The organism is Teredinibacter waterburyi (genome assembly GCF_001922985.1).
Classification (GTDB): Bacteria; Pseudomonadota; Gammaproteobacteria; order Pseudomonadales; family Cellvibrionaceae; genus Teredinibacter; species Teredinibacter waterburyi.
This window is the reverse complement of the sequence record NZ_MRUH01000164.1, coordinates 131,109-157,656: the sequence shown is the minus strand read 5'-3', so window position 1 is coordinate 157,656 and position 26,548 is coordinate 131,109. Positions and strand designations below refer to the sequence as shown.

Annotated in this window: 20 protein-coding genes; 18 read left to right on the top strand and 2 right to left on the bottom strand. The window is 46.3% G+C overall.

Translation table 11 applies throughout. From position 1 onward, the window contains the following. The first annotated feature begins 35 nt into the window (after window positions 1–35). The 9 genes from pseB to asnB are packed head-to-tail and all read left to right on the top strand — an operon-like array spanning window position 36 to window position 11,706. Window positions 36–1,034: a UDP-N-acetylglucosamine 4,6-dehydratase (inverting) gene (pseB, locus tag IDZ20_RS12145; protein WP_188151692.1), complete on the top strand. Its 999-nt coding sequence runs from the start codon at window positions 36–38 to the stop codon at window positions 1,032–1,034. Between the two features lie 3 nt (window positions 1,035–1,037). Further along, complete coding sequence (pseC, locus tag IDZ20_RS12140) at window positions 1,038–2,186, top strand: UDP-4-amino-4,6-dideoxy-N-acetyl-beta-L-altrosamine transaminase (protein WP_188151691.1); 1,149 nt, start codon at window positions 1,038–1,040, stop codon at window positions 2,184–2,186. Further along, the gene (gene pseF / locus IDZ20_RS12135; RefSeq protein WP_188151690.1) at window positions 2,183–2,935 is read left to right on the top strand and encodes a pseudaminic acid cytidylyltransferase; all 753 of its coding nucleotides are present in this window, start codon (window positions 2,183–2,185) and stop codon (window positions 2,933–2,935) included. The genes pseC and pseF overlap by 4 nt, the downstream gene beginning before the upstream one ends. Next, window positions 2,928–3,989, top strand: coding sequence for a pseudaminic acid synthase (gene pseI, locus IDZ20_RS12130; RefSeq protein WP_188151689.1), 1,062 nt, complete (start codon window positions 2,928–2,930; stop codon window positions 3,987–3,989). The genes pseF and pseI overlap by 8 nt, the downstream gene beginning before the upstream one ends. Further along, complete coding sequence (locus IDZ20_RS12125) at window positions 3,983–4,981, top strand: hypothetical protein (protein WP_188151688.1); 999 nt, start codon at window positions 3,983–3,985, stop codon at window positions 4,979–4,981. The genes pseI and IDZ20_RS12125 overlap by 7 nt, the downstream gene beginning before the upstream one ends. After that, complete coding sequence (locus IDZ20_RS12120; protein WP_188151687.1) at window positions 4,981–6,249, top strand: ATP-grasp domain-containing protein; 1,269 nt, start codon at window positions 4,981–4,983, stop codon at window positions 6,247–6,249. Before IDZ20_RS12125 ends, IDZ20_RS12120 begins: the two co-directional genes overlap by 1 nt. Continuing rightward, window positions 6,246–7,466, top strand: coding sequence for a glycosyltransferase family 4 protein (locus tag IDZ20_RS12115; protein ID WP_188151686.1), 1,221 nt, complete (start codon window positions 6,246–6,248; stop codon window positions 7,464–7,466). The genes IDZ20_RS12120 and IDZ20_RS12115 overlap by 4 nt, the downstream gene beginning before the upstream one ends. A gap of 8 nt (window positions 7,467–7,474) precedes the next feature. After that, a complete protein-coding gene (locus IDZ20_RS12110; protein ID WP_188151685.1) occupies window positions 7,475–7,915 on the top strand; it encodes a hypothetical protein in 441 nt (146 codons plus the stop codon). Window positions 7,916–7,917: 2 nt separating this feature from the next. Next, a complete protein-coding gene (gene asnB / locus IDZ20_RS12105) occupies window positions 7,918–11,706 on the top strand; it encodes an asparagine synthase (glutamine-hydrolyzing) (protein ID WP_188151684.1) in 3,789 nt (1,262 codons plus the stop codon). Window positions 11,707–11,766: 60 nt separating this feature from the next. Here asnB and IDZ20_RS12100 read toward each other — a convergent pair whose 3' ends face one another. Together IDZ20_RS12100 and IDZ20_RS12095 are read right to left on the bottom strand one after the other, a co-directional pair. Then, window positions 11,767–12,903 (bottom strand): class I SAM-dependent methyltransferase, encoded by a 1,137-nt coding sequence (locus tag IDZ20_RS12100; protein WP_188151683.1) that lies wholly within the window; start codon window positions 12,901–12,903, stop codon window positions 11,767–11,769. A gap of 79 nt (window positions 12,904–12,982) precedes the next feature. Then, window positions 12,983–15,811, bottom strand: coding sequence for a 6-hydroxymethylpterin diphosphokinase MptE-like protein (locus IDZ20_RS12095; RefSeq protein ID WP_188151682.1), 2,829 nt, complete (start codon window positions 15,809–15,811; stop codon window positions 12,983–12,985). A 286-nt stretch (window positions 15,812–16,097) separates the two neighbouring features. Here IDZ20_RS12095 and fliS (IDZ20_RS12090) point away from each other — a divergent pair, with 286 nt between their 5' ends. The 9 genes from fliS (IDZ20_RS12090) (at window position 16,098) to IDZ20_RS12050 (ending at window position 26,444) form a co-directional block, all read left to right on the top strand. Beyond that, entirely contained in the window at window positions 16,098–16,475 is a 378-nt protein-coding gene (gene fliS, locus IDZ20_RS12090) for a flagellar export chaperone FliS (RefSeq protein ID WP_188151681.1), read from the top strand. A 235-nt stretch (window positions 16,476–16,710) separates the two neighbouring features. Continuing rightward, window positions 16,711–17,103 carry a flagellar export chaperone FliS gene (gene fliS / locus IDZ20_RS12085; protein WP_188151680.1) on the top strand — a complete coding sequence of 131 codons (393 nt, stop codon included), beginning with the start codon at window positions 16,711–16,713 and terminating at the stop codon, window positions 17,101–17,103. Window positions 17,104–17,227: 124 nt separating this feature from the next. Beyond that, on the top strand, window positions 17,228–17,500 hold the full coding sequence (locus tag IDZ20_RS12080) for a hypothetical protein (protein ID WP_188151679.1): 273 nt from the start codon (window positions 17,228–17,230) through the stop codon (window positions 17,498–17,500). A gap of 404 nt (window positions 17,501–17,904) precedes the next feature. Next, window positions 17,905–19,347 carry a sigma-54-dependent transcriptional regulator gene (locus IDZ20_RS12075; RefSeq protein WP_188151678.1) on the top strand — a complete coding sequence of 481 codons (1,443 nt, stop codon included), beginning with the start codon at window positions 17,905–17,907 and terminating at the stop codon, window positions 19,345–19,347. A gap of 108 nt (window positions 19,348–19,455) precedes the next feature. Continuing rightward, window positions 19,456–20,559: a phosphoribosylaminoimidazolesuccinocarboxamide synthase gene (locus tag IDZ20_RS12070; RefSeq protein WP_188151677.1), complete on the top strand. Its 1,104-nt coding sequence runs from the start codon at window positions 19,456–19,458 to the stop codon at window positions 20,557–20,559. Between the two features lie 668 nt (window positions 20,560–21,227). Then, window positions 21,228–22,532, top strand: coding sequence for a lytic polysaccharide monooxygenase (locus IDZ20_RS16520; protein WP_425443429.1), 1,305 nt, complete (start codon window positions 21,228–21,230; stop codon window positions 22,530–22,532). Between the two features lie 155 nt (window positions 22,533–22,687). Continuing rightward, complete coding sequence (locus IDZ20_RS12060; RefSeq protein ID WP_188151675.1) at window positions 22,688–23,380, top strand: hypothetical protein; 693 nt, start codon at window positions 22,688–22,690, stop codon at window positions 23,378–23,380. Window positions 23,381–23,635: 255 nt separating this feature from the next. Continuing rightward, a complete protein-coding gene (locus tag IDZ20_RS12055; RefSeq protein WP_188151674.1) occupies window positions 23,636–24,901 on the top strand; it encodes a sensor histidine kinase in 1,266 nt (421 codons plus the stop codon). Beyond that, window positions 24,894–26,444, top strand: a complete 1,551-nt coding sequence (locus tag IDZ20_RS12050) for a sigma-54-dependent transcriptional regulator (protein WP_188151673.1) — start codon at window positions 24,894–24,896, stop codon at window positions 26,442–26,444. Before IDZ20_RS12055 ends, IDZ20_RS12050 begins: the two co-directional genes overlap by 8 nt. Window positions 26,445–26,548: the final 104 nt, after the last annotated feature.

Here is a 26,548-nt window from a genome sequence, read left to right as displayed (position 1 = left end):
ACTCCAATGGCTTGTTCTGTGGAAATGGCGGCAAAATGTTTGATAATAAAGTAATTCTTATTACCGGTGGCACAGGTTCATTTGGCAAAAAATATGTCAAAACATTGCTGGATCGTTACTCGCCGAAAAAAATTATTATTTTTTCTCGTGACGAACTAAAGCAATATGAAATGCAACAGGTGTATAACCAGCGATGTATGCGCTATTTTATCGGCGACGTACGTGACCGCGATCGCTTAATGCAGGCCTGTAAAGGTGTGGATTACATCATTCACGCCGCCGCTTTGAAACAGGTGCCCGCGGCCGAATACAATCCTATGGAATGTATTAAAACCAACGTCAACGGGGCCGAAAATGTTATCGCCGCCGCCGTTGCCAACAAGGTTCATCGTATTATTGCTTTGTCTACGGATAAAGCTGCAAACCCCATTAACCTATACGGCGCAACTAAATTGTGTTCCGACAAGTTATTTGTCGCGGCGAATAATACTGTAGGCGAACAAGACACGCGCTTTGCCGTGGTTCGCTACGGCAATGTGGTCTGTTCTCGCGGCTCGGTGATTCCGTTTTTTCAGAAGCTTGTGGCCGAGGGCGCTACGTCGTTACCTATTACCGACGAGCGCATGACGCGCTTTTGGATTACCCTGCAGCAAGGCGTCGATTTTGTACTCAAAAACTTTTCACGTATGTCTGGCGGCGAAATTTTTGTTCCCAAAATTCCGTCGGTGCGAATTGTTGATCTCGCTGCTGCTGTAGCGCCGAAACTTCCGGTACACACTATCGGAATTCGTCCCGGAGAAAAGGTCAAGGAGGTTATGTGCCCTGAAGATGATTCTCACCTCACCTTCGAATTTGATGACCATTTTGTAATTAGCCCCGCCATTCATTTCAACAAAGAAACCCGTGAAGACTATTCGCAAAACAAACTTGGCGAGCAGGGTAAACCTGTTGCAAGTGGGTTTAGCTATAACTCAAGTGAAAATCCAGTATTTCTGTCAATTGACGAAATTAAACGCATGAATAATTTGGAGTAGCCGGTGATTCCCTACGGGCGCCAATTTACGGCAGAAGAAGAGATGGCAGCGCTAACCGAGGTAATGTCCTCCGGTTGGTTAACTCAGGGCAAGCGGGTTCCTGAGTTCGAACAGCAATTAGCGAGTTACTGTGCTGCCAAACACGTTGTTGCTGTTAGCAGTGGTACTGCAGCCTTACATGTTGCATGTTTAGCCTTGGGGCTAGGAGAGGGGGATAGGCTTTGGACCACGCCGATCAGCTTTGTCGCCTCGGCAAATTGTGGTATTTATTGTGGTGCAGATGTCGACTTCGTTGATATCGACCCCCACACTCGTAACTTAAGTGTTAATGCATTAGAGCAAAAATTACGCAAAGCGAAGCGTGAAAAAAAATTGCCAAAAATTTTAGTGGTAGTGCATTTTGCGGGCGTTGTTTGCGATATGAAAGTACTTGCGGTATTGGCCGATGAGTATGGCTTTCATATTATAGAGGATGCCGCCCACGCAATTGGTAGCCGGTTTGACGAATCATCGGTTGGCGATTGCCGCTATAGCGATGCCACGGTATTTAGCTTTCACCCTGTTAAAACCCTGACCACAGGTGAGGGCGGCGCAGTGAGTTGTAACAGCGATACACTCATGAATAAGCTTCGCCTTTTACGTGAACATGGCGTTAGCAAAAACCCCGAAAATTATGTAAGTGATGCTCATGGCCCCTGGTACTACGAGCAAAATAGTCTTGGCTTTAATTATCGAATGACCGATTTGCACGCCGCTATTGGTTCAGAGCAGTTAAAACGTTTACCGAGCTTTATTAAAAAGCGTGAACAGCTTGTGGAGCGATACCGTTCTTTGTTGGCCGATACGAAGGTTAAGCTAGTGCCAGCTCAAGCTGATAACACCATAGCGTGGCATTTGTTTGTAATCGAATTGCCCAGCGATATAAACCGACGTGCGGTGTACGACCATATGATTGCACGGCAGGTTGGTGTCAATGTGCATTACATACCTATTCATTTGCAGCCGTTCTATCGCCAGCGAGGTTTTCGCCCTGGCGACTTCCCCGTCGCGGAAAACTATTATAAAAACGCGTTAACACTGCCACTTTTCACCGAGCTTACTTTTGAGCAGCAGGATTATATCGTCGCTAGTTTGCGCGAGGTGTTGCAATGAGAATTGCTGTCATTCCTGCGCGTGGCGGCAGCAAGCGCATTCCACGAAAAAATATAAAATTATTTTGTGGCAAGCCTATGTTGGCCTATTCCATTGCGGCGGCACGGGATTGTGGTTTGTTCGATAAAGTTATTGTTTCTACCGACGACGATGAAATAGCTGCGATAGCGAAAAATTGTGGCGCAGATGTGCCGTTTATTCGCCCCGCAGAACTTGCCGATGATTACTGTGTTATTGCCGATGTAATCAAACATGCGGTGGAGTGGTGTGATACTGCACTATTGCCGGTTGAAAGTGTGTGTTGTATTTATGCGACGGCTCCGCTTATCGCGGCGAACGACATTGTTCGTGGCTACAATGTATTTAACCAACCGGGCACCCGCTGGGTATTGGCGGTAACCAGCTTTCCATTTCCCATTCAGCGCGCGTTACGAGTGAATACGGACGATTGCTTTGAGATGATCTCGCCCGAAAATCAACTAGTTCGCTCCCAAGATTTGGAAGATTCCTATCATGACGCCGGTCAATTTTTTTGGCAGGGTCGAGCAATGGCGTTACAGCAGCATCGCGACGAAAATTCCGGTAAAAATCGGGTAGTGGTAATTCCACGGTTTCGTGTGCAAGACATTGATACCGAAGAGGATTGGCTTAATACTGAGCTAATGTACCAAGTATTAGAACAGCGGGCACTTGCTACAGCAGAAGCTCATTCATTCCTAATAAATCGCGAGGCCTCGCAAGGTGAATAAGACTTTTTCTATCGCCGGTAGAGAAATATCGGCGGCCGCGGCGCCGTTTGTAATTGCAGAATTATCCGGCAATCATGCGCAAAATTTGGATACGGCTAAAGCCATGATTATGGCTGCAGCCGCAGCCGGAGCCGACGCGATTAAATTGCAAACCTATACCGCCGATACCATAACACTTAACAGTACAAACCCAGAATTTCAAATAAATGAAGCGAGTAGTTTATGGCAGGGTGAAAACTTACATAGCTTGTACCAAAAAGCCCACACGCCCTGGCAATGGCATGCTGAACTTTTTCAGTTAGCGAAAGACCAAGGCTTAATTGCGTTTAGCTCGCCCTTCGATGAAACCAGTGTGGATTTCCTCGAATCGTTGCAGGTCCCATGTTACAAGATCGCCTCTTTCGAGATTAATCACTTTCCACTACTCAAAAAAGTTGCTGCAACCGGTAAGCCGGTGATTATGTCGACCGGCATGTCGAGCAGTGAAGAGATTGAGGAAGCAGTCGCACATTTGCGTGAGAACGGCTGCACAGATATCGCCCTATTAAAATGTACCAGTGCATACCCCGCGTCGGTTGCAGATGCAAACCTAGCAACAATTGCCGATATGAAAATTCGCTTTGGACTTCCGATTGGTTTGTCTGACCACAGTCTTGGTATTGGTGTGGCGATTGTAGCCGCAGCGATGGGGGCCGAAATAATCGAGCGACATTTTGTATTGGACCGAGACTCCAACGCTGTCGATGCGGCGTTTTCGTCAACACCCGCTGAACTTGCACAGCTCGTAAAAGAAGCGTCACAGATAAAATCGGCGATAGGTTCGGTTCACTATGGTCCGAGCCAAGGCGAACAGGACTCACTTAAATACCGACGTTCTATTTATGTTTGTCGGGATATGGAAAAAGGCCAGCTAATAACAAAAGAAGATATTAAAGTCGTAAGGCCCGCACTGGGGATGCACCCAAAATTTTACGATCACGTTTTGGGCAAGCCTCTGCAGCATGCCAAGAAAATAAACACACCCCTTTGTCACGACGATATAAGCGAATGTTAGACTTTGTCTTTAGGCTAGATGCAAATTCACAAATGGGTGCAGGTCATTTTACGCGCTGTTTGGCCGTTATAGAGGCGTTACTGCCTCGTGGCTTTAGTGTCTGTGTTGTTGGCGATATAGATCCTAGTTATCGTGAGCGACTAGCCGATACCTGTGTTGTATTACGCGGAACACAGATTCCCGACTGTAGATGTATTGTTATTGATTGGTACGGAGAATTACCAAGTATTTTCAATAACCTTGTGCCTAAAGTGAATGTAGTACTTTTCGAAGATCTTGACACTCGTAGCAGCACCTATGGTATTGATGCCGATATGCTGGTAATTAATGCCTTTGCTAATCAACAATTAGTGAGCAAAAACTTCCCCGGTAGTAAAGTTATTACCGGCCTCGAGTCGTTACTATTTCGCGAGGAAATTCGAGACTTAAAAGAAGCTGTTAGCGTTAAAGCGTTGCGGCCGCTACACGTCAATGCTGATCTCGCGAAGAATAAGTCTATTCTACTAACCTTGGGAGCCGCTCAAACCGCTGCGCAGGTTAAGTCGGTGCTCACCAAAATCGAGCAAGCCGTCGACGACACGACAAAAATAATTGTCACAGGTAACTACTCTAAGCTATCGACCCGCGCCGAAACCTATTTATTAAATAGCCTACAACAGGATTTTATTAGCTGCGTAGAGAGCGCATGGTTCGTGGTGTGCGGAGCAGGGCAAACACTTATCGAAATGACCTACTGTGGTATCCCTACTTTGGGGCTTGTGTTGGCCAATAATCAAATTAACTGTGCTAAGCAGCTAGAAACATTAGGTGTGCCGATAGTGTTCAATCTTGAAACGTTATCAGATGAGCTTCAGGTATTTATAAAAAAACGTCCTGATGAATATGGCTTTAGTAACGATCTTGGGGTTGTCGGCGCACAGGCTGTTGGCAGCCGCAGCCGTGAGCTTATAGAAAAAATAGCGCTAATGGGTAAAGCCGAGGCGCTAGGTTGATGAATATTCTGATTACTAGCGTCGCCAACAAAATCAATCTTATTAAGTATTTCCGCCGAGCGCTATTTAACGAGGGTGGCGGCAGTATTTTTGGGGTTGATAGCCAAGTCTTGGTTAAGTCGAGACTATTTCTTGACGGCTTTGAAGTTTCTCCATCAAGTGATAGTGCGGATTATTTAAGCTGGATTAAAGCGTTTGTAAAAACCCATAAAATTGCGCTCATTATCCCCAGTCGTGACGGAGAACTTTTAGCGCTGTCGACGATAAAACAATGCTTAAAAGACGACTATGCTTGCCATGTGATGGTGTCTAAATCGTCGGCACTGAATGTGTGTTTGGATAAAGAGCTGTTTTCAATCTGGTGTCAACACAATGGATTTAACACCGCCAAAACCTATCAACCAGATGATGTAACTAAAAAACATCTGCCAGTGTTTGTGAAGCCAAAGCAAGCATCAGGAAGTAAAAATACGCTTGCGATTAAAGATTGGGCCAGTTGGTGTTCGTTGCGTGAGAATCTTGATGGCAGCTATTTGATACAAGATTATATCGATGCGCCGGAATACAGTGTCGATATTTTTATAGATGAAAAGGGTTCTGTATGCAGTGTGGTGCCACGCTTGCGTGAACTTACTCAGCAGGGTGAAAGTGTTTGTGGTCGGGTATGTTTAGATCGAGACATTATCGAATACACCACCAGATTAGTTACTACGCTTGGGCTTTTAGGGCAAATTACCGTACAAGTCTTTAAGCCCGATGGCGTAGCTGATAACTCCCTGAATACGCCGATAATAGTGTCGGAAGTAAATGCCCGTTTCGGAGGTGGTTTTACATTGTCCGTAGAGGCGGGTGCCGATACGCCGCGCTACCTAGTACAGCAACAATTGGGTAAGCCAATTTCTCACCTCGATACAGTTCTACAAAATGGTTTACGCATGCTACGTATCCAGAAAGATATTATCTTTAATGATACAGCTATAAAAACCTATTGTATCGATTTGGATGGAACACTCTGTACCGAGTGCTGTACCTACCAAGAGGCTAAGCCTATGGCGCATATGGTGGCAAAAATTAATGCGCTATATGCCGCAGGTAATAACATTGTGATTGCTACTGCGCGCGGTGCCGCGAGTGGTAAATGTTGGCGTGAACTGACCGAGCAGCAACTTAAGTTGTGGGGGGTAAACTACCACAGCTTGATTATGGGTAAGCCTTACGCAGATTATTACATAGATAATAAAGCCGTCGATGTTTTGGAGTTTTTGTGAGCGATTTGTCTGGCGTTTCGGGTTCACTCAATATTCTCCACGTTTCTACTTTTCTCCAAGGTGGTGCGGGTCGTGTTATTACCGATCTTATGCTGCAACAGCAGCGGCTTGGACATCGAGTTGTCGCGGCGGTTAATGCCCGTTGCTACGAAGGTTATTGTAGCTACGAACACTATTTTTCCGAATTGGAGCAGCAGGGTATTAAGGTTGCGCAACTAGACTCGTTGTTCAAGCGAGATTTAAACCTTAACTTTTCTGCTGCCGTGCAACTCGCGAAAATAATCGACCAGGCTGAAGTCGACATTATCCACAGCCATGCCGCGATTCCTTCGCTCGTATGCCTTATGGCTATCGCAATTATTCAACGCAAAAAAGTTAAACGTAGAATACCCATAGTGCAAACTATGCATGGTTGGGGAGGTAACAAAACCGCAGAGCAAGCCAGGCTAGATTTACAAATAATGAATAGCCTAGATTCAGTTGTGTCGGTATCTGCGGCGGCGGCACAACCGCTAGTTGATTTAGGTTTCGATATTAATCGTATATCGGTAATTGAAAACGGTATTAGTGAACAACCAGTAACACCGGTTGAGCGCGATGTCCCAGTTCTAAAAGCAATAGCCGCGGCGCGACAACGGGGAGACTTTGTTGTTGCTACCATCGGCTCCTTGTGTGAGCGAAAAAATCAAAATTTGCTATTGCAAGCCTGTGCAAACCTAAATAGCCGCGATAAGGAGCAGGTGTATGGCAACAGCATGCCCTCGATATTTTATGTGGCAGTTGGTGAAGTTGACTCGGATTACGGTAGAGCATTTAGCAAAAAATTAGCGGCTTTAAAGTTAGAAACTAATGTTTATATTGCTGGTTGTATACCTCAAGCCGAAGCCTACCTAAGCCATATAGATCTACTGGTATCGCCATCACGTGCGGAGGGCATGCCGATAGCGCTATTGGAAGCGTTTAAAAATAAAACACTTTGCCTTTGTAGTGATATTCCTCAGCACCGTTCAATTGTTGGCGATAATCTACTTGGACTGCTGTTTAAGGATAACGAATGTGGTGATCTAGAAATGGCGCTCGCTCGCGCAACCGTGCTGACGTCTAATGAAAAAGAAAATATTCTTGCGAGCGCAGAGGATGAGTTTCGCCGACGCTTTACGCTTGGTCGCACTTGCGATGATTATTTGTCGCTTTATTCGAAGGTTATGGAAGGGTAGCTATTTATATGGCGGATGTCATACATCAAGCAAACACTAAGCAAACGCGGCCGCGAGGTGGTAAAGCAAAAGTCGTCATGTTTGGCGGTGGCTTAATTGGTCGACAGTTGTTGCCGCTGTATAAGAAAGTGTTCGATTTAGTTGCAATCGCGGATAATGATCCATCAAAAAATGGAAGTTTCCTTGAGGGTGTTCCGATTATATCCGCCGCAGAGATTCCCTCCCTAGAATACGATTACGTGATGATCAGTAGTACTTCACTCGCTGTAATTAGGCGCCAGTTGCTTGAGCTTAACATTCCTAACGAACGCATAAAGGACTATGACGATCAAACCATTAGAATACGCGAGCGCTTCCCTTGGGACGCATTGATATTGCTTGCTGCAACTGGGGTGACGATTGTGGCTGGGTTGATTTTTGCAACCTTTAAAATTATGGAGTTTGTGTAGATATGTGCGGTATCGCAGGGATTTTACAGCCAGGTGGAAGCGTATCTGGGCAGTATAGTACCGAAAGAATTGCCGCCGAGCTGACTAAAATGTCTTCAGAGATTCGGCATCGCGGGCCAGACGATTTTGGCCAGTGGGTTTCCCAAGATGCGCGCTTAGGGCTTGCTCATCGTCGCCTCAGTATTGTCGACCTAAGCCCGCAAGGCCATCAACCTATGCATTCGCGATGCGGGCGTTATAGTCTTAGCTTTAATGGCGAAATCTATAACTATGTGGAAATTCGATCCGAACTCAAGGCTCAGGGTGTTAGCTTTTCGTCCGAATCGGATAGTGAGGTATTGCTAGAGGCTTATAAGTTTTACGGCGATGCCTGCTTACTAAAGTTCGATGGTATGTTTGCCTTTGCGATCTACGATAATTACACCCATGAGCTGTTTATTGCGCGCGATGCCTTCGGCGAAAAGCCACTGTATTACACTTGGTTAAACGGCAATTTTTGCTTTTCCTCTGAATTAAAATCCTTGGCTGTATTAGACGGGTTTCGTCGCGAGTCTAGCGCTGGCATAGTGTCACGCTTCCTTATGTTCCAGTACTGTGTGGATGATGAAACCATCTATCGCGACGCAAAAAAATTACGCCCGGGCCATTGGCTAAAGATTAATGCAAACGGTGAAACAACAATTCATCGTTATTTTGAATTCTTACCGGGTCGCGGTGAACAACACCGCCCTGTTGAAGATGTGGTCGACGAGTTAGAAACCTTATTGGCGACGAATATCAAAAGACGATTACGAGCCGATGTAGACGTAGGCGCATTTCTATCTGGCGGGATCGATTCATCATTGGTTGTGGCCTTGGCAACTAAAAAACTTAATCACAAGCTTCAAGCTTTTACCCTTGGCTTTGAAAACTGGCAAGAATCTGAACATGAAGATGCGCGAGTCATTGCCAAGTATTTAGGCGTTACTCATCATTGCGATATGATTTCTGCCGATCTTTATAGCCGCTATAAAGATATTGGTAAGCTAGTAGACGAGCCAAATGCGGACACCTCACTGTTACCGACGTTATTGTTGAGCGAGCTGGCCCGTACCAAGGTAAAGGTGGTGTTGTCTGGCGATGGCGCAGACGAATTGTTTGGCGGCTATGGTCGCTACTTTACGGCCTTGGCTGCGGCTGAGTGTGACCTCGGTAGCTTGGGTAATCGCTACTACTCCAACCAGATATTGCCCTTTACAGAAACCGAGATAGCCAGAATTTTACCCGCCAGCGATGCTTCTACCCACGCCTATATCCGCGAGTTACGTGAGACCATGAATAGCAGTGGGCTTAGCGCGATTGATCGTATGCGCAAAACCGATATCGAAAATTATTTGCCGGGTGCGGTTTTGGCAAAAGTCGATCGGATGAGTATGCGACATGGCTTGGAAGTTCGAACGCCATTCTTAAGTATTGAGATGGCAAGGTTCGCCGAATCACTTCCCGCAGAAATGCTGGCGAATGGAGAGTCTGGAAAGTTTCTATTAAAGCGTTTAGCACTTCGCTATCTGCCCGAGCATATTGTTAACAAGCCTAAACGCGGGTTTGGTATACCGGGACGGCAGTGGGGCGAACAACAATTATTGGGGTTTTCGGCGCGAGAATTTGGTTGTGATTTGAGTGGGAATACTGCAGCAGAGCAACAAGGCAATGACGCCGCTGAAATTGTAAATGATAAATTCGGCGCGCCGGATCAGGCTTTAAAATACAGCGCCGATGCGCGGCAATGGTGGTTGGACCACGAAAAATTTAATAGCTGGCTTACGGCAGCTAAAGATAACAATAATCTTGAGCCCTATAAGCTATGGAGTTTGCTACACCTCAACAGTTATTTTTTAGAAAATAATGTAGCGCCGCCGCAGTTAGAATCAATAGTACTTTGGAAAAAGTTGGTAAATTGCCAGCATCCTGAGAACGCCCATGTGTTAGTGCTCACCCTTGCGGAAGTCGCGGCGGATGTTCGCCAGCAATATCCGACTATTACATTCGTTTGCCCCTGGCAAAGCGGTGTTTACTGCCGGGATCTAGATTGGCGTGTAGACTTGATTTCGGTTGTTAAGCATGAGCTAGCGAAAAGCACCTTTGTGTTACGCTCGCTAGCGCTGTTGGGGGCCAGTTTGAGTGGTTTACCTTATCAGCAATTGCGCGAACTAAAGCTGACTAAACTTTATGTTCATAAAGATAACCTGCTTTGGAAAGATATTTTCCCCAGTAGCGTTCAGCGAATTGGATCTAGTTCGGAGTATGCGCCGCTACTTTATGATTCCAGTAACGATATTGTCAAATCCTGCACCGGTAAAAATGCGCTGCGAGATCTCACGTTTACACTTAGTTCCGTGTTGCCGTTTAAATTGGCGCCGCCAGTTGAAGACCCATTTTTACTAGAGCGCGGCGGTCGGTTTTCGAAACAAACGCCAGCTCGAGCCTTGTCGCTTTTAACCGAGGCAAAACAGTGGCTGAACAATCGTGCACTCTACGGACGTTTTTATCGGAACCTAAAACATTTTATTAGCCAAGAATATATTCGAGAAAATACCACTGAAAGCGTGATGTTTATACTGCCATCGCTTTTTCACGGCGGCGCAGAACGACAGGCGTGCAACCTTATGGTCGCAATGAAACGCCAAGGTTATGATGTGAAGCTCGCGGTTATTTACCCCTTGGTTGGGGCCGCACGACATTATCTGCCTATGCTGGAAGCTGAGGGGATTGCGCTGCTGTCGGTCGGTGACTATCAAGGGGAAGCGGCACTTGACGAAAATAAACTGTTTTCAGATGCTGCGGCGTGTGCGCAAGTATTAAATTTACGCAGTCAAAATATAGCGCTGGTGCAGCGCGATATAGTGCCGGTCTACAATCTTATCGCACATCACAACCCAGGGTCAGTTGTCTGCTTTTTAGATATTTCGAATTGTCTTGGTGGTGTTGCAGCATTACTTGCCGGTGTACCTAAGGTGCTTACCTCGTTTCGTAACATCCAGCCAACCAGCTTCTCATTCTACGAACCTTGGTATTTCCCCATTTATCAATCTCTGCTTACCGCAGGCCGCCAACGTATGATAATGACTGGAAATTCCAATCGTGGAAATAAAAGTTATGCGAAATGGTTGGGCGTTAGCGACTCGCGTTTTCGATTGTTAAAAAATGGTGTGCAGTTCGAACGCTTTAAAGCGCCAAGCATTACTGAAATCATTTCACTGCGACAGCAGTGGAGTATTAGTGAGTCGACTAAGGTTATTGTTGGCGTGTTTCGCCTGTCTGAAGAAAAGCGACCATTTTTGTTTGTCGATGCGGTGGCAGAGGTTGTACGATCTATTCCTGATTTGCGTGTGCTGATAGTGAGTGACGGCCCATTGTTCGACGTAGTTGCCGATTATTGCGTACAGCTGGGGTTAGGTTCTGTGATTAGCTTAGTCGGCGCGGTAGAAAATGTTGCATCCTTTATTAGTTGCAGCGACGTTGTTTTGCAAACATCTCGTGCAGAGGGAACGTCAAATGTCGTGTTGGAAGCTCAGTACTTGGCAAAGCCTGTGGTCGTTACAGCGGCTGGCGGACAACAAGAAACCCTAATGGACGGCGAAACCGGCTATATCGTTGATGACGATTCCGCTACGGCAATCGCCAACAAAGTGGTCGATCTGTTACAGGATAAAAATCGTGCTCAGGCTATGGGGGATCGCGGAAGGGATTTTGTGAAAAATAATTTTGATTTAATGCAATCAGTGGAGACGCTAACGGGTTTTCTAAGCTAGCCAAGCCATTAAGTGGCGTTTGGCTAGCTTTTTGTTTTTATCGTTTGAAGTTCGTTCTCGTTATTTGTCTAACTTTTTCGGTACGCGTAAACTGTAGGTTTTGCCATTGATACGCGGGTCACTATTGTCGGAGCTGGAATATAATAGGCTATCTTTCCAGTGACAAAAACGTCCTTCGCCAAGGGTGTTGATCGATTCGAATCGTGCATGTGGGAAGCCCAAAAGAAGACCATTCTCATAGACTAATAGTGGCGATTTAAAGTGTTCGCCATCGGTGTCGGCAAATGCACTATATTCTGGCAGGTGAACTTTGTAACCAAAGCCGTCGATAGGCTGTGTAGCGACACTTATATTAATAATGTCGTATTCGTCGGTAATGTGTTGCCCAGCGCTAGGCGAGTCAACCGACCTAAGTAAAAACTCGGTGTTGCCTTCTCCCGTTACTATATCGACAACTATCATGTTGTGTTGTCTATAAAAGTGCTGAGCAATGTCACTGGCTTTAGCAAATTCCATCGGGTAACCGCCTAGCCAATCTCTTACGTCAGTCCAAAATTCCATACCACGACTTTTACTATAATCTTTGATGACGAGTAACGGGTTTTCACCTTTCGCCGCTACTGGCTTTAGCACCTGCTCCCAGGCGTAGTCGTACTCCATTTTTTCGCGCTGCTCTGGGCTTGCTTGATTGTAGGCGCGCTTCGTTTCTATCCAGTATTCCGGCGTAGGGTTTTGATACATCTCATAGGCGTAAAGTGCAATATAGAGTATGCCATCTGTTGCTAGCGGAATGGTTACCTTGTCTAGTGCTTCCCACATGCTGCCGGTGTGGTGCAGTACCCCCCAGGAATATACGATGTCGGCCTTGGGTAGGCTTTGCATGAATGCCTCGTCTAACACAGAACCTTCGGCTTGGCTCCAGTTGCGCGGTTTGCCAGCGTTACGCCAGAGGCTTTTGGTTGCGGCAACGGATTGCGGGTCTACATCGATACTAATGACTTTCTCGGCACCGGCCGCTAGGGCGGCAAGAGAGTGAATGCCACTTCCGCAACCAATATCTAGAAATATTTTACCCTTTAAATTTTCTAGCCTTAAGGTTTTCAAGAGATGCTGTTGTGCAATCGTTACACGCTTGTGGTCGAATGACTCGTCTAAAAATTGTTGCCAGTTCCGGCCAAATTTAAAATTGATATCCATGACGTTATTGTTCTCTCTAATACTGATTATTTAACCGGTGATTGTGCTCAACGTTCGTGTGTGGGTTTTTTTAACGCGGCTAATAACCTGTGAAGTATTCAGGTACACCACGCTTCTTATCGACAAATGATGCAATCAGACTAACCCCAGCGTTGTTGTTGGAAAGGCGTGGCGTCTCGATTTTACGTAAACGTGTATGCAGAAGATAGAACTCGCCTTTTTTGGGGTAGATGACACGGCGCTTAGCCTCATCAATTTCTTCAACTTTTATCTCTTGTGTGTCGGTGACTTCAATTTTATGGCTGCCCGGAATGATCTCTATCCCGCCGGTGTTACTGTCGTGGTCGGTAAGCGCAAACATAAGGTGATAGTAATCGTCTTTGATCCCGTATTCTATCGGGTTGTAAACCCTGTTTCTAAATAGATTATAGGGCGCGCAGCCGCTGGTTCGCGTCTCTATGTGCCAGCGCAAGCCTGAGCCCCACACCAGTGGTTCACAATCACAAGATGTTGCGATCGCATTTATCACATCCGAGGACGATAAAAATTGCTGCACTGGCGGCATATCGTTATGTCTATTTAGGGTTTTCGGATAGGTCGAAATCGTTAAATACGATTTATATATGTTATCGGCAATGATAGAGCTATCAACCTTAAACGGGCCTGTGTAACCGAGGGTATTAAATTCATCTGCGGTATAGGCCGGCTCTGCAAGCGCTACGGTTTGATTTTTCGTGAGGGTCTCCGGAGCAATAATATCGGTAATTCTATTGTCCGATATATCAAAATTATCGTGATCACTCTTAATTGAGTTGGTCGCCGCCTGTAAAAACTTTCTAAATACTTTTACGCCTGTTTTGTAGCGTTGCTGCCGTTGCTGAGTGTTTTTACAGTAGAGTGTGTAGCGGGCGATAATCGCTAAGTAGGCATTAAAGCTACCTTTTAGTAGTAAATAGGTGGTGGTTTGTTTGTCTTTTATTACGCGTAAGCTAGCGTAGATTTTATCTAGATCGTTGTGAATGTTCTCGCTAGAGGTTTTAGCTAAGGTTTTAGTTTTTTTAATGTGATCTAGGGTTTCATGCAACGGAATATTCAGTATCGCATTATCGCTTAGGCTATCTATTGCGTGACAGTGCTTACTTAAATCCGCGAGTATCTTGGTGTTTTTGATACCCGGTAGGGCGTCGATTGTTTTCGCGTGTTGTATAAAAGCACCATCATTTGGGTTGAATGCCTCTATCTCTGGATGCAATCCCATAAGTGATTCCATATTGGTTCGGCAGGTATCAAGAATTACCGTGGTTTCAACCCAATCGCATTTGTTTCCTTTTACGCGCATAGCAGGAGGCTGGGGTGCAGCCGCCTGAGTCGATTCTGGCGATGCGTTTGTATCGCTGGTATTGCTCAACTCGGTTGTTTTATCGGATAGGATGGGGCGATGCGTACCCACATCTACCCAGGGCGGAATAACCTTGTTTTGTTGCTTCTGTTGGTGAGCCCGTTCGATATCTTTATAAAGGCTAAGGTTGGAGTGATGCTGATGCGAGGCCTTCATGCCAAGGTCTGTACCTAGCAAATACACTTCGTGGTAACCCAGTGCTATTGCGTAGGCAAGGGCGCAGTTGCTTACGGTTGGCCCGCAGTAGCTTAGCGGCGGCTCGTCTAACTTTAATAAGTTGCCAATAAGTTCGCCACCAAGGTCATTGGGTTTACGCGCAATCATCACCTCGTCAAATAAGTCGATTACGCTCGGTGGGCAGGTGTTGAGTGTAAGCAACGTAATACCTTTGCGAAATTCGGGGGTTGAACCGAGGGTGATCCATTCTCTAATATTGAGCGTTCGCTCCATTTCGATGTGGTAGTCCGGCTTTATTCCGGCTTTATATAATGAGCCTAAGGCCGTGCCACAGGAAAATATCGCGGCGCCATTACGGTTGTTTTTGAGTTGTTCGATAACCAAGTCGAGTGAAGGGCCATTGCCCACGATATAGGCAGGGCATGCTTGCTTTATGGTTTTGCTTGTCGATAAAAGCTTAACCGATTTTTTTAGGTTAGCGTTGGTGTGCGCGAGACTGACTTGTTCGTCGTCAAAAAACCCAACCCCTGTGGCTAACTGATGAAATCCACTGATTAAGGCGTTTTTAAATTCGCGTATGGGAGCAGTGTTCAAGTGGCAATACAAAAAGGTATTGGTTAGGTTGTGCAAGCCAATTTCATCGGGAAGCAATTTAATCGCGGCAAATGCCGTTTCTGTTGAGGCGGCAATGCAAAAGCGTAGGCTTTTGTTGTTAAAGGATTGTTTGCTGATGATGGCTTCCCAGTCAATCGTGTGTAGCGACGCATAAAAGCTGTCTTTATTGGGTTCGACAATCATCAGGTTAACGATATTGTGTTGCTCGACCAGCTGCTCGGCGTGATACCCCAAGCCTAGCCCTGCAATAATCATAAAACCTATAGGTTGATCTAGGTTTGGCTTGTCCGATGTTTGCGGGTCTGAATTCGCGGGCGCTTGATTTTGGTAGCTGTCGAGTAGCTCGTTGACGAGCGGGGCGTGTATGTAGTTTGGGTTAGCGATGCCTGACTTATTGAAGTTGAGTTGCAAGCAAAAAGGCGAGGCCTTATATTCGGCTAACTGCTGCTCGCAAAATGCCTTGGGGTTAGCTGGATAGATCGCACTATTATTGGTTGCGTTTACTAAGGTTACATGCCCCTCGGGGCTAAAGCTCAGACGCAGTGATTGCGGTTGATAATTGACATATTCCGCAAATATAGCCGGAGCGGCTTTTTGAAATGCCAGCATGTTTTTATGAAATTGTGCATTCATAACTAGCTGGAGTCGTTTTAGCTCTGCTTGGCGCAAAATCTCTGCAATTGGATCGTTTGGCTGTGGTAAATCTGGGTTTGACATATAAGCTGCTCGCGTCGTTATTTTGACGATTTTCAGGTAAGTGTAGTCGTTGGCTCTAGGTTTAGCAGGTTTTATGCCGGACTTTATTTAGGCTCAGGCAGAAGAGTTTTTTTGTTACTAGCGCTAAAGGTTTAATTTTATTCGCCGATAGCGTTACTATGAAGCGATTGCTGTTAAGAACAACTACCGTTAACGATGCGGATATGACTCGGTTGGTTTGATTGTTCAGATTTTGCTGTGCAGCAATAGTGTTATCTTATTACCTAGACTTATTAAGTGAGGTCCCGTGAACGCACAATTCGCAGTAGATTCCTATGCCAAGGTCCACAATACCGCGAGCGCTAATGTTGCCTCTCCACATAAGCTTATCGATATGTTGTATCAAGGCGCTATTGAGCGAGTCGTACAAGCGAAAGGCGCGATTGAATACGGTAATATTGAGCTTCGCGGTAAAAAGATTAATTCCGCCATCTCCATTATTGGTGGTTTGCGGATGAGTTTGGATTCAGAAAAGGGCGGAGACATTGCCGAAAATCTGGATGCTTTGTACGTCTACATTCAGGGTGTTTTGGCGCGTGCACATATTAAAGCCGATTTATCTTTGCTCGACGAATCTTTAAAGCTACTAACTGATATGCGCGACACATGGAAGCAAATTGGCTAAGTTAGTTTGCCCTTTATTTCCCGCGCTTCGCGTTGAAGCGCTGCCAGCCATACACCTCTCTACCTAATTACGTCAAAACCTATAAATTACTTCATCAAACATCGGCCCATTTTGTAAGTGTCGACGCCACTCCGCTTTAATGTATAAATTGGCACCTTACGTGCATTAACCCTCTCGCTAGAACAAACCGGCAAATTTTTGCCATTTTTTATCTGTGTTAAACGAGGAGGTTGCCATGTCTGTGGCACAAACAAACGCTGCGAAAGTATTGCAGCAGCAGGGTAACGAAATATCCCCCCATCAAGTTATAGCGCTTTTGCTAAATGGCGCGATGGAACGAATTTCACAGGCCAAACATTGTGTTGAGTCGGGTAATGAACAAGACAAACTTATCTTGGTTGGTAAAATTATCGGCATTATTAATGGTTTGCGCGCTAGCTTGAACTTAGAGGCTGGCGGCGATATCGCGGTGAACCTTAATACGCTCTACTTATATATGAGCAATCGTTTGGAACAGTGCGATGACCACGACGAAATGATGGCTCTGCAAGAGGTCGGGTCACTGATCGATAATATCAAGCAGGGCTGGGATGGCATTGCCAACGAAGAAATTTTGCATTCAGCTTAATAGATCTCTAAAGGTTTGCTCTCCGTGGCCGTTAGCCTAACTAAGGGAGAGCAAGCTGAATTACTCTAACAAGTAGCTCAGTCGGCGCCCGTCGAGTTAACCTTGTGTCCTTGTTGGAGTTGTTATGTCGTCATTAGTGTCGGTCACTCATGTAGCACTGGTTCGCGCGCGGCGTGAGCTAGATAGGGCGTTCGAAGAAGGTGATTGGGAGAGGGTTAGATACTGGGATGCTCAGCTAGGTCAAAGACTCAATCGAGCCTTCGAGGACGAAGAGCGCGATACTAATGGATTAATTGAAGAGCTTGAGCGTGTGCTAAAACTTTATGCACAGATTGTATCGGCCTTGCCCGAACATGCGATTAGTCTCTCCAACCCTTTAGCTGGACGCGAGTTTTAAATTTACCGCTTTATACACCCGTGAGGAAAAGCTGTGGGTTGCCACATCTTTTTCTCGTTAGTACGTTATCTAACCGTCTTTTACTCCCGCCCCTGTTTTTTTGCGCTCGAATTCAATCGAAAAGCGTCGAACTTCTGTTATTCCTATTTACCGTTAATATTTTAATGTTTTCCGCGTCGGATATTTGACCATTGGCAGTTTGTTGACTATTAATTACTGACGGTTACAGCGTTTTAGTTATAGGTCAGAAATTAGGCGCAAGTTGGACTCGAGCTCCAACCGACTACTGATCAATCAACGCTGCTCGCCAAGGGCAAAGCGTCTTTATAGCGCTTTTATACGAAGTTGGTATCTGTGTGTAGTCGGCGATTGAGCCTAGGCTGCAACCTTTACGGGTAGATGTAATGCTTTACGATAAAAAAATTCTGATAGTTGATGATGATGAGTCGGCTCGCTATAACCTCAAGGTTATCCTCGAATTTTTGGGAGAACAAATCGATACCCTCGACTTCAATGATTGGCACGAGAACCACAATGAACCCAACCCAGATAGCGATTACAGTTTAGTTTTTTTGGGAGAGAGCCGTTCTAAGAAGAGTTTGCTCCCGTATTTACAGCGAATACGACAGTGTTACAGTGCTGTGCCCGTGGTATTACTGGGTGAGTACGAACCCGTAGCCGAAGATTGGGATCCGTTTTTACGCCATATGGTGATTGAGCGACTCGAAACCGCCGCGAGCTATACCCATCTGAATAACGTTATTCACCGCGCACAACGTTTTAACGAGGCACAACAGCGCGCGGTTAATGAAGGCAAGCAGCGCCCCAATCATTTATTCCGCAGCTTAGTTGGCACCAGCCGAGAAATTCAGTCCGTGCGCGCAATGATGTCCCAAGTTGCCGATAAGGACGTTACCGTTTTAATTGAAGGTGAATCGGGCACAGGCAAAGAGGTGGTTGCGCGCAACTTGCACTACCATTCTCCGCGTCGCGACAAGCCTTTCGTCCCGGTAAATTGTGGAGCGATACCAGCCGAGTTATTAGAAAGTGAGTTGTTTGGTCATGAGAAGGGTGCTTTCACCGGTGCTATTAGTGCTCGAGCTGGACGTTTTGAAATGGCAGAAGGCGGTACTTTATTTTTAGACGAAATAGGCGATATGCCACTGCATATGCAGGTTAAGATTTTGCGGGTCCTGCAGGAGAAAACCTTCGAGCGAGTTGGCGGTAACAAAACCTATGAAACCAGCGTTCGCATTATCGCAGCCACTCACCGCAATCTAGAAGAAATGATAACCGCGGGCAGCTTCCGCGAAGACTTGTATTATCGTTTGAATGTCTTTCCTATTGAGATGCCAGCACTACGTGAACGCGCCGAAGATATCCCGCTTTTAATTAACGAATTAATCTCACGTATGGAAAGTGAAAACCGCGGCTCCATACGATTTAACTCTGCGGCGATTATGTCGCTCTGCGATCAACCTTGGGCGGGGAATGTACGAGAGCTCGCCAACTTGGTTGAGCGCATGGCCATTATGCATCCATTTGGCGTGGTTGGCGTGCAAGACTTACCCGGAAAATATCGCAATGCATCGGCAGAAGTAGACGATGAGTTTGATGTGCTGGTGGACGAGTCTCGCAAGCCGACCATGGTTGCCGCTGGCGATATTGCATTGCTACCGGAACATGGCATCGATCTTAAAGAGTACATTGCTGGGCTAGAGCAAAGTCTTATTCAGCAGGCGCTCGATAATAACGGTGGAGTAGTTGCGCGAGCGGCAGAGCAGTTGGCTATTCGTCGTACAACCTTAGTTGAAAAAATGCGTAAGTATGGCCTACAGCGCGGTTGAGTAGTTCATCGCGCGCGCCCTATCTGCTATCATTCTCGGTTCTTTGAAGTCTTATCCCCTCATCCTGTGGGGGTATATTTATTTTAGACGTTTGTGTGGAACCGACTCATGAGCTTATCCCAAAAAGTTTTAGCCGTTAATAACGACCTTCCTATCCGTACGGATAAGCCCGTACACAGTGGTAAGGTGCGTTCCGTGTATTGGTTAACCGAGGCCGACAGCCGCCGTTTGATTGCGGAAAAAAATTACCCCGTTGCCGCTGATGCCCCTCTCGCTATTATGGTTATTAGCGATCGTATCTCTGCTTTTGACTGTATTTGGCACGGTGAGCGCGGTATGAATGGTGTGCCTGGGAAGGGTGCGGCACTGAATGCTATTTCTAACCATTGGTTTAAACTTTTTCGTGAACAAGGGTTGGCTGATAGTCATATTCTCGATATTCCACACCCATTTGTTTGGATTGTCCAGAAAGCTAAACCGGTAATGATTGAAGCTATTTGCCGTCAGTATATTACCGGCTCGATGTGGCGTTCTTACAGTAAGGGCGAACGTGAATTTTGCGGAATACAATTACCGGATGGTTTGCAAAAAGATCAAAAGCTGCCGGAACTGTTAATTACACCGTCGACTAAAGGTATTTTAAAAGGTATTCCCGGCGTGCCCGAGGCGGACGACGTTAATATTACTCGCAAAAATATCGATGATAACTTCGCCGCATTTAATTTCCGTAACCCTGCGGATATTGATTTGTACGAAAAGCTTTTAAAAGAAGGCTTTGACACGATTACTAACGAACTCGCCAAAGCCGATCAGGTGTTTGTTGATACTAAATTTGAATTTGGTTACGTAACCGGTAGTGACGGACAAGAAAAGCTTATCTATATGGACGAAGTCGGTACACCAGATTCTTCCAGAATATGGGATGGGCCGAATTATCGTGAAGGTCGAGTTATTGAAAAGTCGAAAGAGGAGTTTCGTCAGCAACTTCTAAACTATTTCCCTGACCCCGATATTTTGTTGAACAAAGACCGTATGGTGGAGCGTTTAGCGCTGGCAAAAGATAATGCACTGCCGGAGGAAGTTCTGATGCAAGTTTCGGCAACCTATACAGGTATAGCAGAAACAATTACCGGTCAAAAATTAGTACTTTCAGATAACCCGAAAGCGGAAATCTTGAGTATCTTGGCAGATCAATACGGCTTAATTGATTGATCAGCTTCGGTCTATTGTTCCCGTTTAATAAGACTGCTATTAGCGTAGAAGTGTAAAAAATCGGGGTCCTCGTCCATTCGGGAGGGGGCTCCGGAGCAGCCTAAATTAAGCCAAATCTGCGTTTTTTCAGGCTAATTGCTGGTTGGCGGTCGCCTAAAACCTCCTAAAAGTGCGTTTTGCACTATCTAGAGTCATTAAATATTCCTAATTCATATATTGATTTGTTCAATGTAAATGCTCTCGAGCCTAGTAATTGCGTTGCTGTTTGGCGTCAAAATCATTATTTTTGTCCCGATTACCTATTCCTCTTGTCACCGACCCTACGCCAGTGCTGCCGTTGAATTGACAATGAAACGGTGTCTGTACACAATCGAGGCTGTCAGAAGTAGAAGCCGCTTTTGAGTACTTACAGGAAATAATAATAAATACTTTGAGTAAGCCTGTTGTAAAACCCTACTGCTTATTTCTATTACCAGTAGTAATTCCAGTTTTTTGCAGAGCTTTACCCATGCTAAAAACAGTAGAGTCTTTGATGATCCATTAGAGCACTTCAAATCGTTATGAATTTTCCTTAAGAGCCGTTTGATGCTTTTAAGCGTGAACTCCTATCGGATGTTTTTTTGTATGTATTGGTTGTTGTCTGAAGTAGCCAACGGTTACCGCCTCTGATGTCTCCCATTACCCTGTACAAGGTAGGAAATATAATGAGTATGAAAACAATAAAAATGATTGGCGCCGGCGCCATGATGATGGCGGTTTCGGCCGTATCATTTGGTCACGGTTTCGTTGATAGTCCTGGAGCTCGTAACTACTTCTGTGGCGCTGTAACTAAGCCAGACGAAGCGGCTAACGGTACTGGACAATACGCCGTATGTGCCGACGCTTTCGCTGACGATTTTAACGGTGGCTATCAGTACATGAGTGTTTTGAACCACCACGGTGGCCGCAAAGATCTCGGCCCATCAACTACAAATGTTTGTGGTTTTGATAGTGAAACTTGGGACGGCGGTCGCACTCCTTGGGATAACTCTATCGATTGGCCAGTAAACAACATCAGCTCTGGTGACTTAACTTTCTCTTGGGATATCAGCAACGGTCCTCACTTTTCAGATACTTCTGATTTCCGTTACTGGATTACAAAGCCTGGCTTTACTTACCAGATCGGTGTTGATCTGAAGTGGAGCGACTTTGAGGACACAGCTTTCTGTGATCTCCCATACAGCTATTCAAACCCAGGTGCATCGCCCGCTATCTCTAAAGATGAAGGTGCTGCTCACTTCTACACCACCTGTAACGTTCCTGCTCGTTCAGGTCGTCACGTGATCTACGCTGAGTGGGGCCGTTCGGCTTCTACTTTCGAGCGTTTCCACGGTTGTATCGACGTTCAGTTCGGTGGCGGTAACGGTTCAAGCTCTTCAAGCAGCTCAAGCTCATCTAGCTCGTCTAGCAGCAGCTCAAGTTCATCTAGCAGCTCAAGCTCTTCAAGCAGTTCTAGTTCTTCCAGTTCTAGCTCTTCAAGCAGCTCAAGCTCTACTAGTGGCGGCGGTCAGTGTGCCGAGCAGTGTAAGTGGTACCAAGATGACCCACGTCCTGTATGTGCTAACCAAGACAGCGGTTGGGGATATGAGAATGGTCAAAGCTGTATTGGTCGTACTACTTGCGAAAGCCAAAGTGGTTCTGGCGGTATAATCAACAGCTGTGATTCTTCCAGTTCTTCAAGCAGCAGCTCAAGCTCATCTAGCAGCAGTTCTAGTTCTTCAAGCAGCTCAAGCTCATCTAGCAGCAGCTCTAGTTCTTCTTCAAGCAGCTCAAGCTCGTCTAGCAGCAGCTCAAGCTCAAGTTCTTCCGGTAGCACTGGCGGCACTTGTAGCTGGTATGGCTGGAATGTACCTGTATGTTCCAACACTTCTAGTGGTTGGGGTAACGAAAACGGTCAGACATGTGTATCTCAATCGGCTTGTGACGCTCAGTAATTTGAGTTGACGCAATTCGTTTGATCATATGATGATCAGGGCCACGGATGGCCCACTTCATTTTCACAACGGGATTCCCCGTATCTTAGAAAACGTGTTCAATCAGTTATAATTCCATTTCTTTCTCTACCTCCTCGATATTGGGTGTTGTGTTCATGGCCGTTAAAAACCCTAAGTTCATCCCGTTGCTTCTCACTGGTGTTGCAATTTGTATTGCTGCCGCCGTGGGTTACAAATCTCTGAGTGATAAGGCACCGTCTGCCGACGCAGAGGCAATTGAAGCAACTGAGCGTTTTTCCGATGGTCTTGAAGAGGTCTTATCCCAAGCAAAGCAGGCCTTAGCGGACGAAAAGGCTAATGAGCAAGCCGCTAATGTCAGTACCGCAATTTCTACGGCTTATACCGACACTGCTATGAGCGACCGTACAGAGCCACAAACGGAACAAGAGAAGCGGCCTGAAGATCGCACGCCTGAAGAAATTCGAGCCGCTGTTCAAGCTGTTGAGACCGAAGTGTTTGACAATGCCAACCGGCTTTTCGAAGAAGAAGAGGTCGACTTAGATTGGGGGCCCGACTACGAGCAGAGTCTCTCGGATATGTTTGTCGAGTTTGACGGCTTAGATCGCGTTAGTGTTAGCGAAATTCAGTGTCGTTCAACCATGTGCCAAATTATTGTGTTCACCCCGCAAGGTTATGATGCGGACTATTTCACCTCAGTATTTTACGAAGCATTAGGCGCGTATCAAGGTGGTGAACTAAAGACGACCGCAGCGATTGCGCGCAATATGGCGAATGGTATTACCGCTGTTTACGTAAGTCGAAAAAATCATACGCTCAAGTTCTATTAAGTCTGCAGTTCGTTTAGCGGGGATCCAGCTAAGTTCAAGTTACGCCAATTAATGTCAAAACACTTTGCTTGTCGAGCGAAATAGACAAGCGTCAAGAACCCGACTTAATAGCGGTTCGAATCTTTCTCTCATCTCCAAGTTTCTGAAATATAAGCATAAAACCAATTGGCATTGCGATTGCAATGACTCTCCTAAAGTCGCCAACTGCGACAGTTAACCGTCAGGAGATCAACCACGTTGGTTAGAAATGCCTATATGCCTTCTTCGATAGAAACTAAAACTCCAGTAGACGTACCGCCTGCAGCGCTTAATTCCGCGGTCACGTTTTTCAATGAAACCTCGGCGCAGTTAAGCCAGTCCTATCACTTGCTTGAAAATAGGCTCTCGGTGTTAACGAAGGAGCTTGATGAAGTCTCGGCGGAAAAAGAGCAAGAGCATAAAAGGAATGCAGAGCTGGCTACGAGGATGCAGGCATTGCTGGATTTTCTGCCCGGCGGTGTAATTGTTTTGGACTCTAAAGGCATTATCGTTGAGGCTAACCCTGCTGCCGATAGCCTTTTGGAAACCCCCTTGCAGGGGCGTCTTTGGCGCAAGGTTATTGGCGAGTGCTTCGCCCCGCGTAACGATGATGGTTTAGAAGTTTCTACGCGTTCTGGTCGTCGTATTAGTATTGCTACCAGCTCGCTGATGAGTACAGCTGATAGTGCTGCACAGAGTTCTGTCGACGGTCAAATTATTCTGCTTACCGATCAAACCGAGACACGTCGTTTACAGCAGTGCGTCAGTCGCTCAGAGCGATTATCGGCGATGGGCAAAATGGTTTCCGCGCTCGCACATCAAATCCGCACACCACTGTCGACCGCAATTTTATATGCGGGGCATTTGTGTGAATCAAAATTAGAGCCGGCCACGCGCTCACAATTTTCACAAAAGTTATTGAGCCGCTTACAGCACATGGAACGCCAGGTACGCGACATGATGTTATTTGTAAAAAGCGAGTTGCCATTAAATGAGTTGGTTAGTGTTCAAGAGCTCGAAGACAGTTTAAAAGAGGCGGCGGAAGTGCCGCTAAACAGCCAAGACGGCGAAGCCCATTGGCAAAACGACTGTGAAGAGCTAACACTTAGATGTCATCGCGATGCACTTGTAAGCGCTTTAATGAATCTGGTGAATAACGCCCTGCAAGCCAGTGGCGAACCCTACACCTTAATATTGCGGTTTAGGCGAGAAACCAACAGACGCGGCGAACAACTATTAACCATCGCGGTAATTGATCGAGGGCCTGGTATAGAAGCATCTCAGCTCGCCAAGGTTACCGATCTGTTTATGACCACCAAGGCTCAGGGAACCGGTTTGGGATTAGCCGTCGTTCAGTCTGTAGCCAGGGCGCACGGCGGCTATTTTGAAATTCTTTCTGAGCCAGGCCGCGGAACCCTTGCCCGTATTTGTATTCCCATCCATTCCGATAAAATCGAAATCGCTCAGCCGACGTCTGATCAAAGTGGAGAGCACTATGAGTAGTCACGCAACTAGCTTGCAGCAAGCCGCCAGAGTTTTGGTTGTTGAGGATGATACCGACTTGCGCCAAGCCCTTGTCGATACCTTGGCCCTTGAAGGGTTCTCCGTTGAGGACGCGGCCAGTGCTGAACTTGCGCTGGAGCTTTTGGCTGCCGGCGGACAGTTTGAGATGATTGTATCCGATGTCAATATGGGCGCACTGAGTGGCCATGACTTGTTACAGCAGGTAAAACAGAACTATCCACAAATCCCCGTGTTACTTATCACCGCCTATGCGAGCATTGGTGATTCCGTCGATGCAATGCGTAATGGAGCTGCCGATTACCTAGTCAAACCTTTCGAACCGAAGTTGTTAATCGAAACCGTCAATAGGTTTATCGGTCGCGGCGTATTGCGTAGTGATGAACCAATCGCCGAGGCCGCATCGAGCCGCGAGTTGTTGCACTTGGCACAGCGTGTAGCGCAATCGGATTCGACCGTCTTATTAGTCGGTGAGTCAGGCACAGGTAAAGAGGTGTTAGCAAAATATATTCATCAACATTCGCCACGCGCGGGGCAGCCGTTTATTGCAATTAACTGTGCAGCAATTCCAGAAAACATGTTGGAAGCTATGCTGTTTGGTCATGAGAAGGGCGCCTATACCGGAGCCTACCATTCGGCTCCAGGTAAATTCGAACAAGCCAATGGCGGCACTATATTGCTAGACGAAATTTCTGAAATGGATATGAGTTTGCAAGCCAAACTGTTACGCGTTTTACAGGAGCGTGAGGTAGAGCGATTGGGTGGTCGCAAGAGTATCCCGCTAGATGTACGCGTCATAGCCACCTCTAACCGCAATATGCGCGAGCAGGTGATGGCGGGTAAGTTTCGTGAGGATTTGTATTTTCGTTTGAGTGTGTTGCCATTACAGTGGGCACCGCTACGTGATCGTAAAGACGATATTTTACCCTTAGCGGAATCTCTGCTTGCCCGTCACGCCAGCAAACAGCATCGCGCCGGTGTTCGTCTTGGCCGAGACGCCGAGCAGTTAATGTTACATTACCCATGGCCTGGTAATGTCCGCGAGCTGGACAATGTGATGCAGCGCGCGCTTATCTTACAAACTGGGCATACCATTGGTGCCCGCGACTTAGGCTTGGATATTGGCAATCAATACAGTGAGAAGCCTTCACTGATGCAAGCGGTTGCCGACATTACCCAAGCCAGTATATTGGGACAGGTACAAGCTGCCAGTACCGACAGCGGCGCACACCTCCAAACCGACGCCTATTATTCTCAGAGAGGGTCTGACGGGCGTGACAATCTTGCCTATAGTCATACCGGTTCGTTGGCGCCTGCTGCGGGAGATTCAGCTCAAACCGGTGCCCCGCAGTTAGATAAAGATCTAAAAAAACGAGAGTTTGAAATCATTTTACAGACACTACGCCAGGAAAATGGCAGCAAGAAAAACACCGCTGAGCGTTTAGGTATAAGTCCGCGAACTCTGCGTTATAAACTTGCTCGCCTGCGCGATGAAGGCTATAGCCTATCGCCAGCAACGGTGTAGATAATTGCTTTTTGCTATAAGTTTTGCCCAGAACAATGCTCTTAATATCTTTTGGCTATCGATACCAGTTTTACAGATCAAAAAAAGTATTCCCTTTTTAAAAA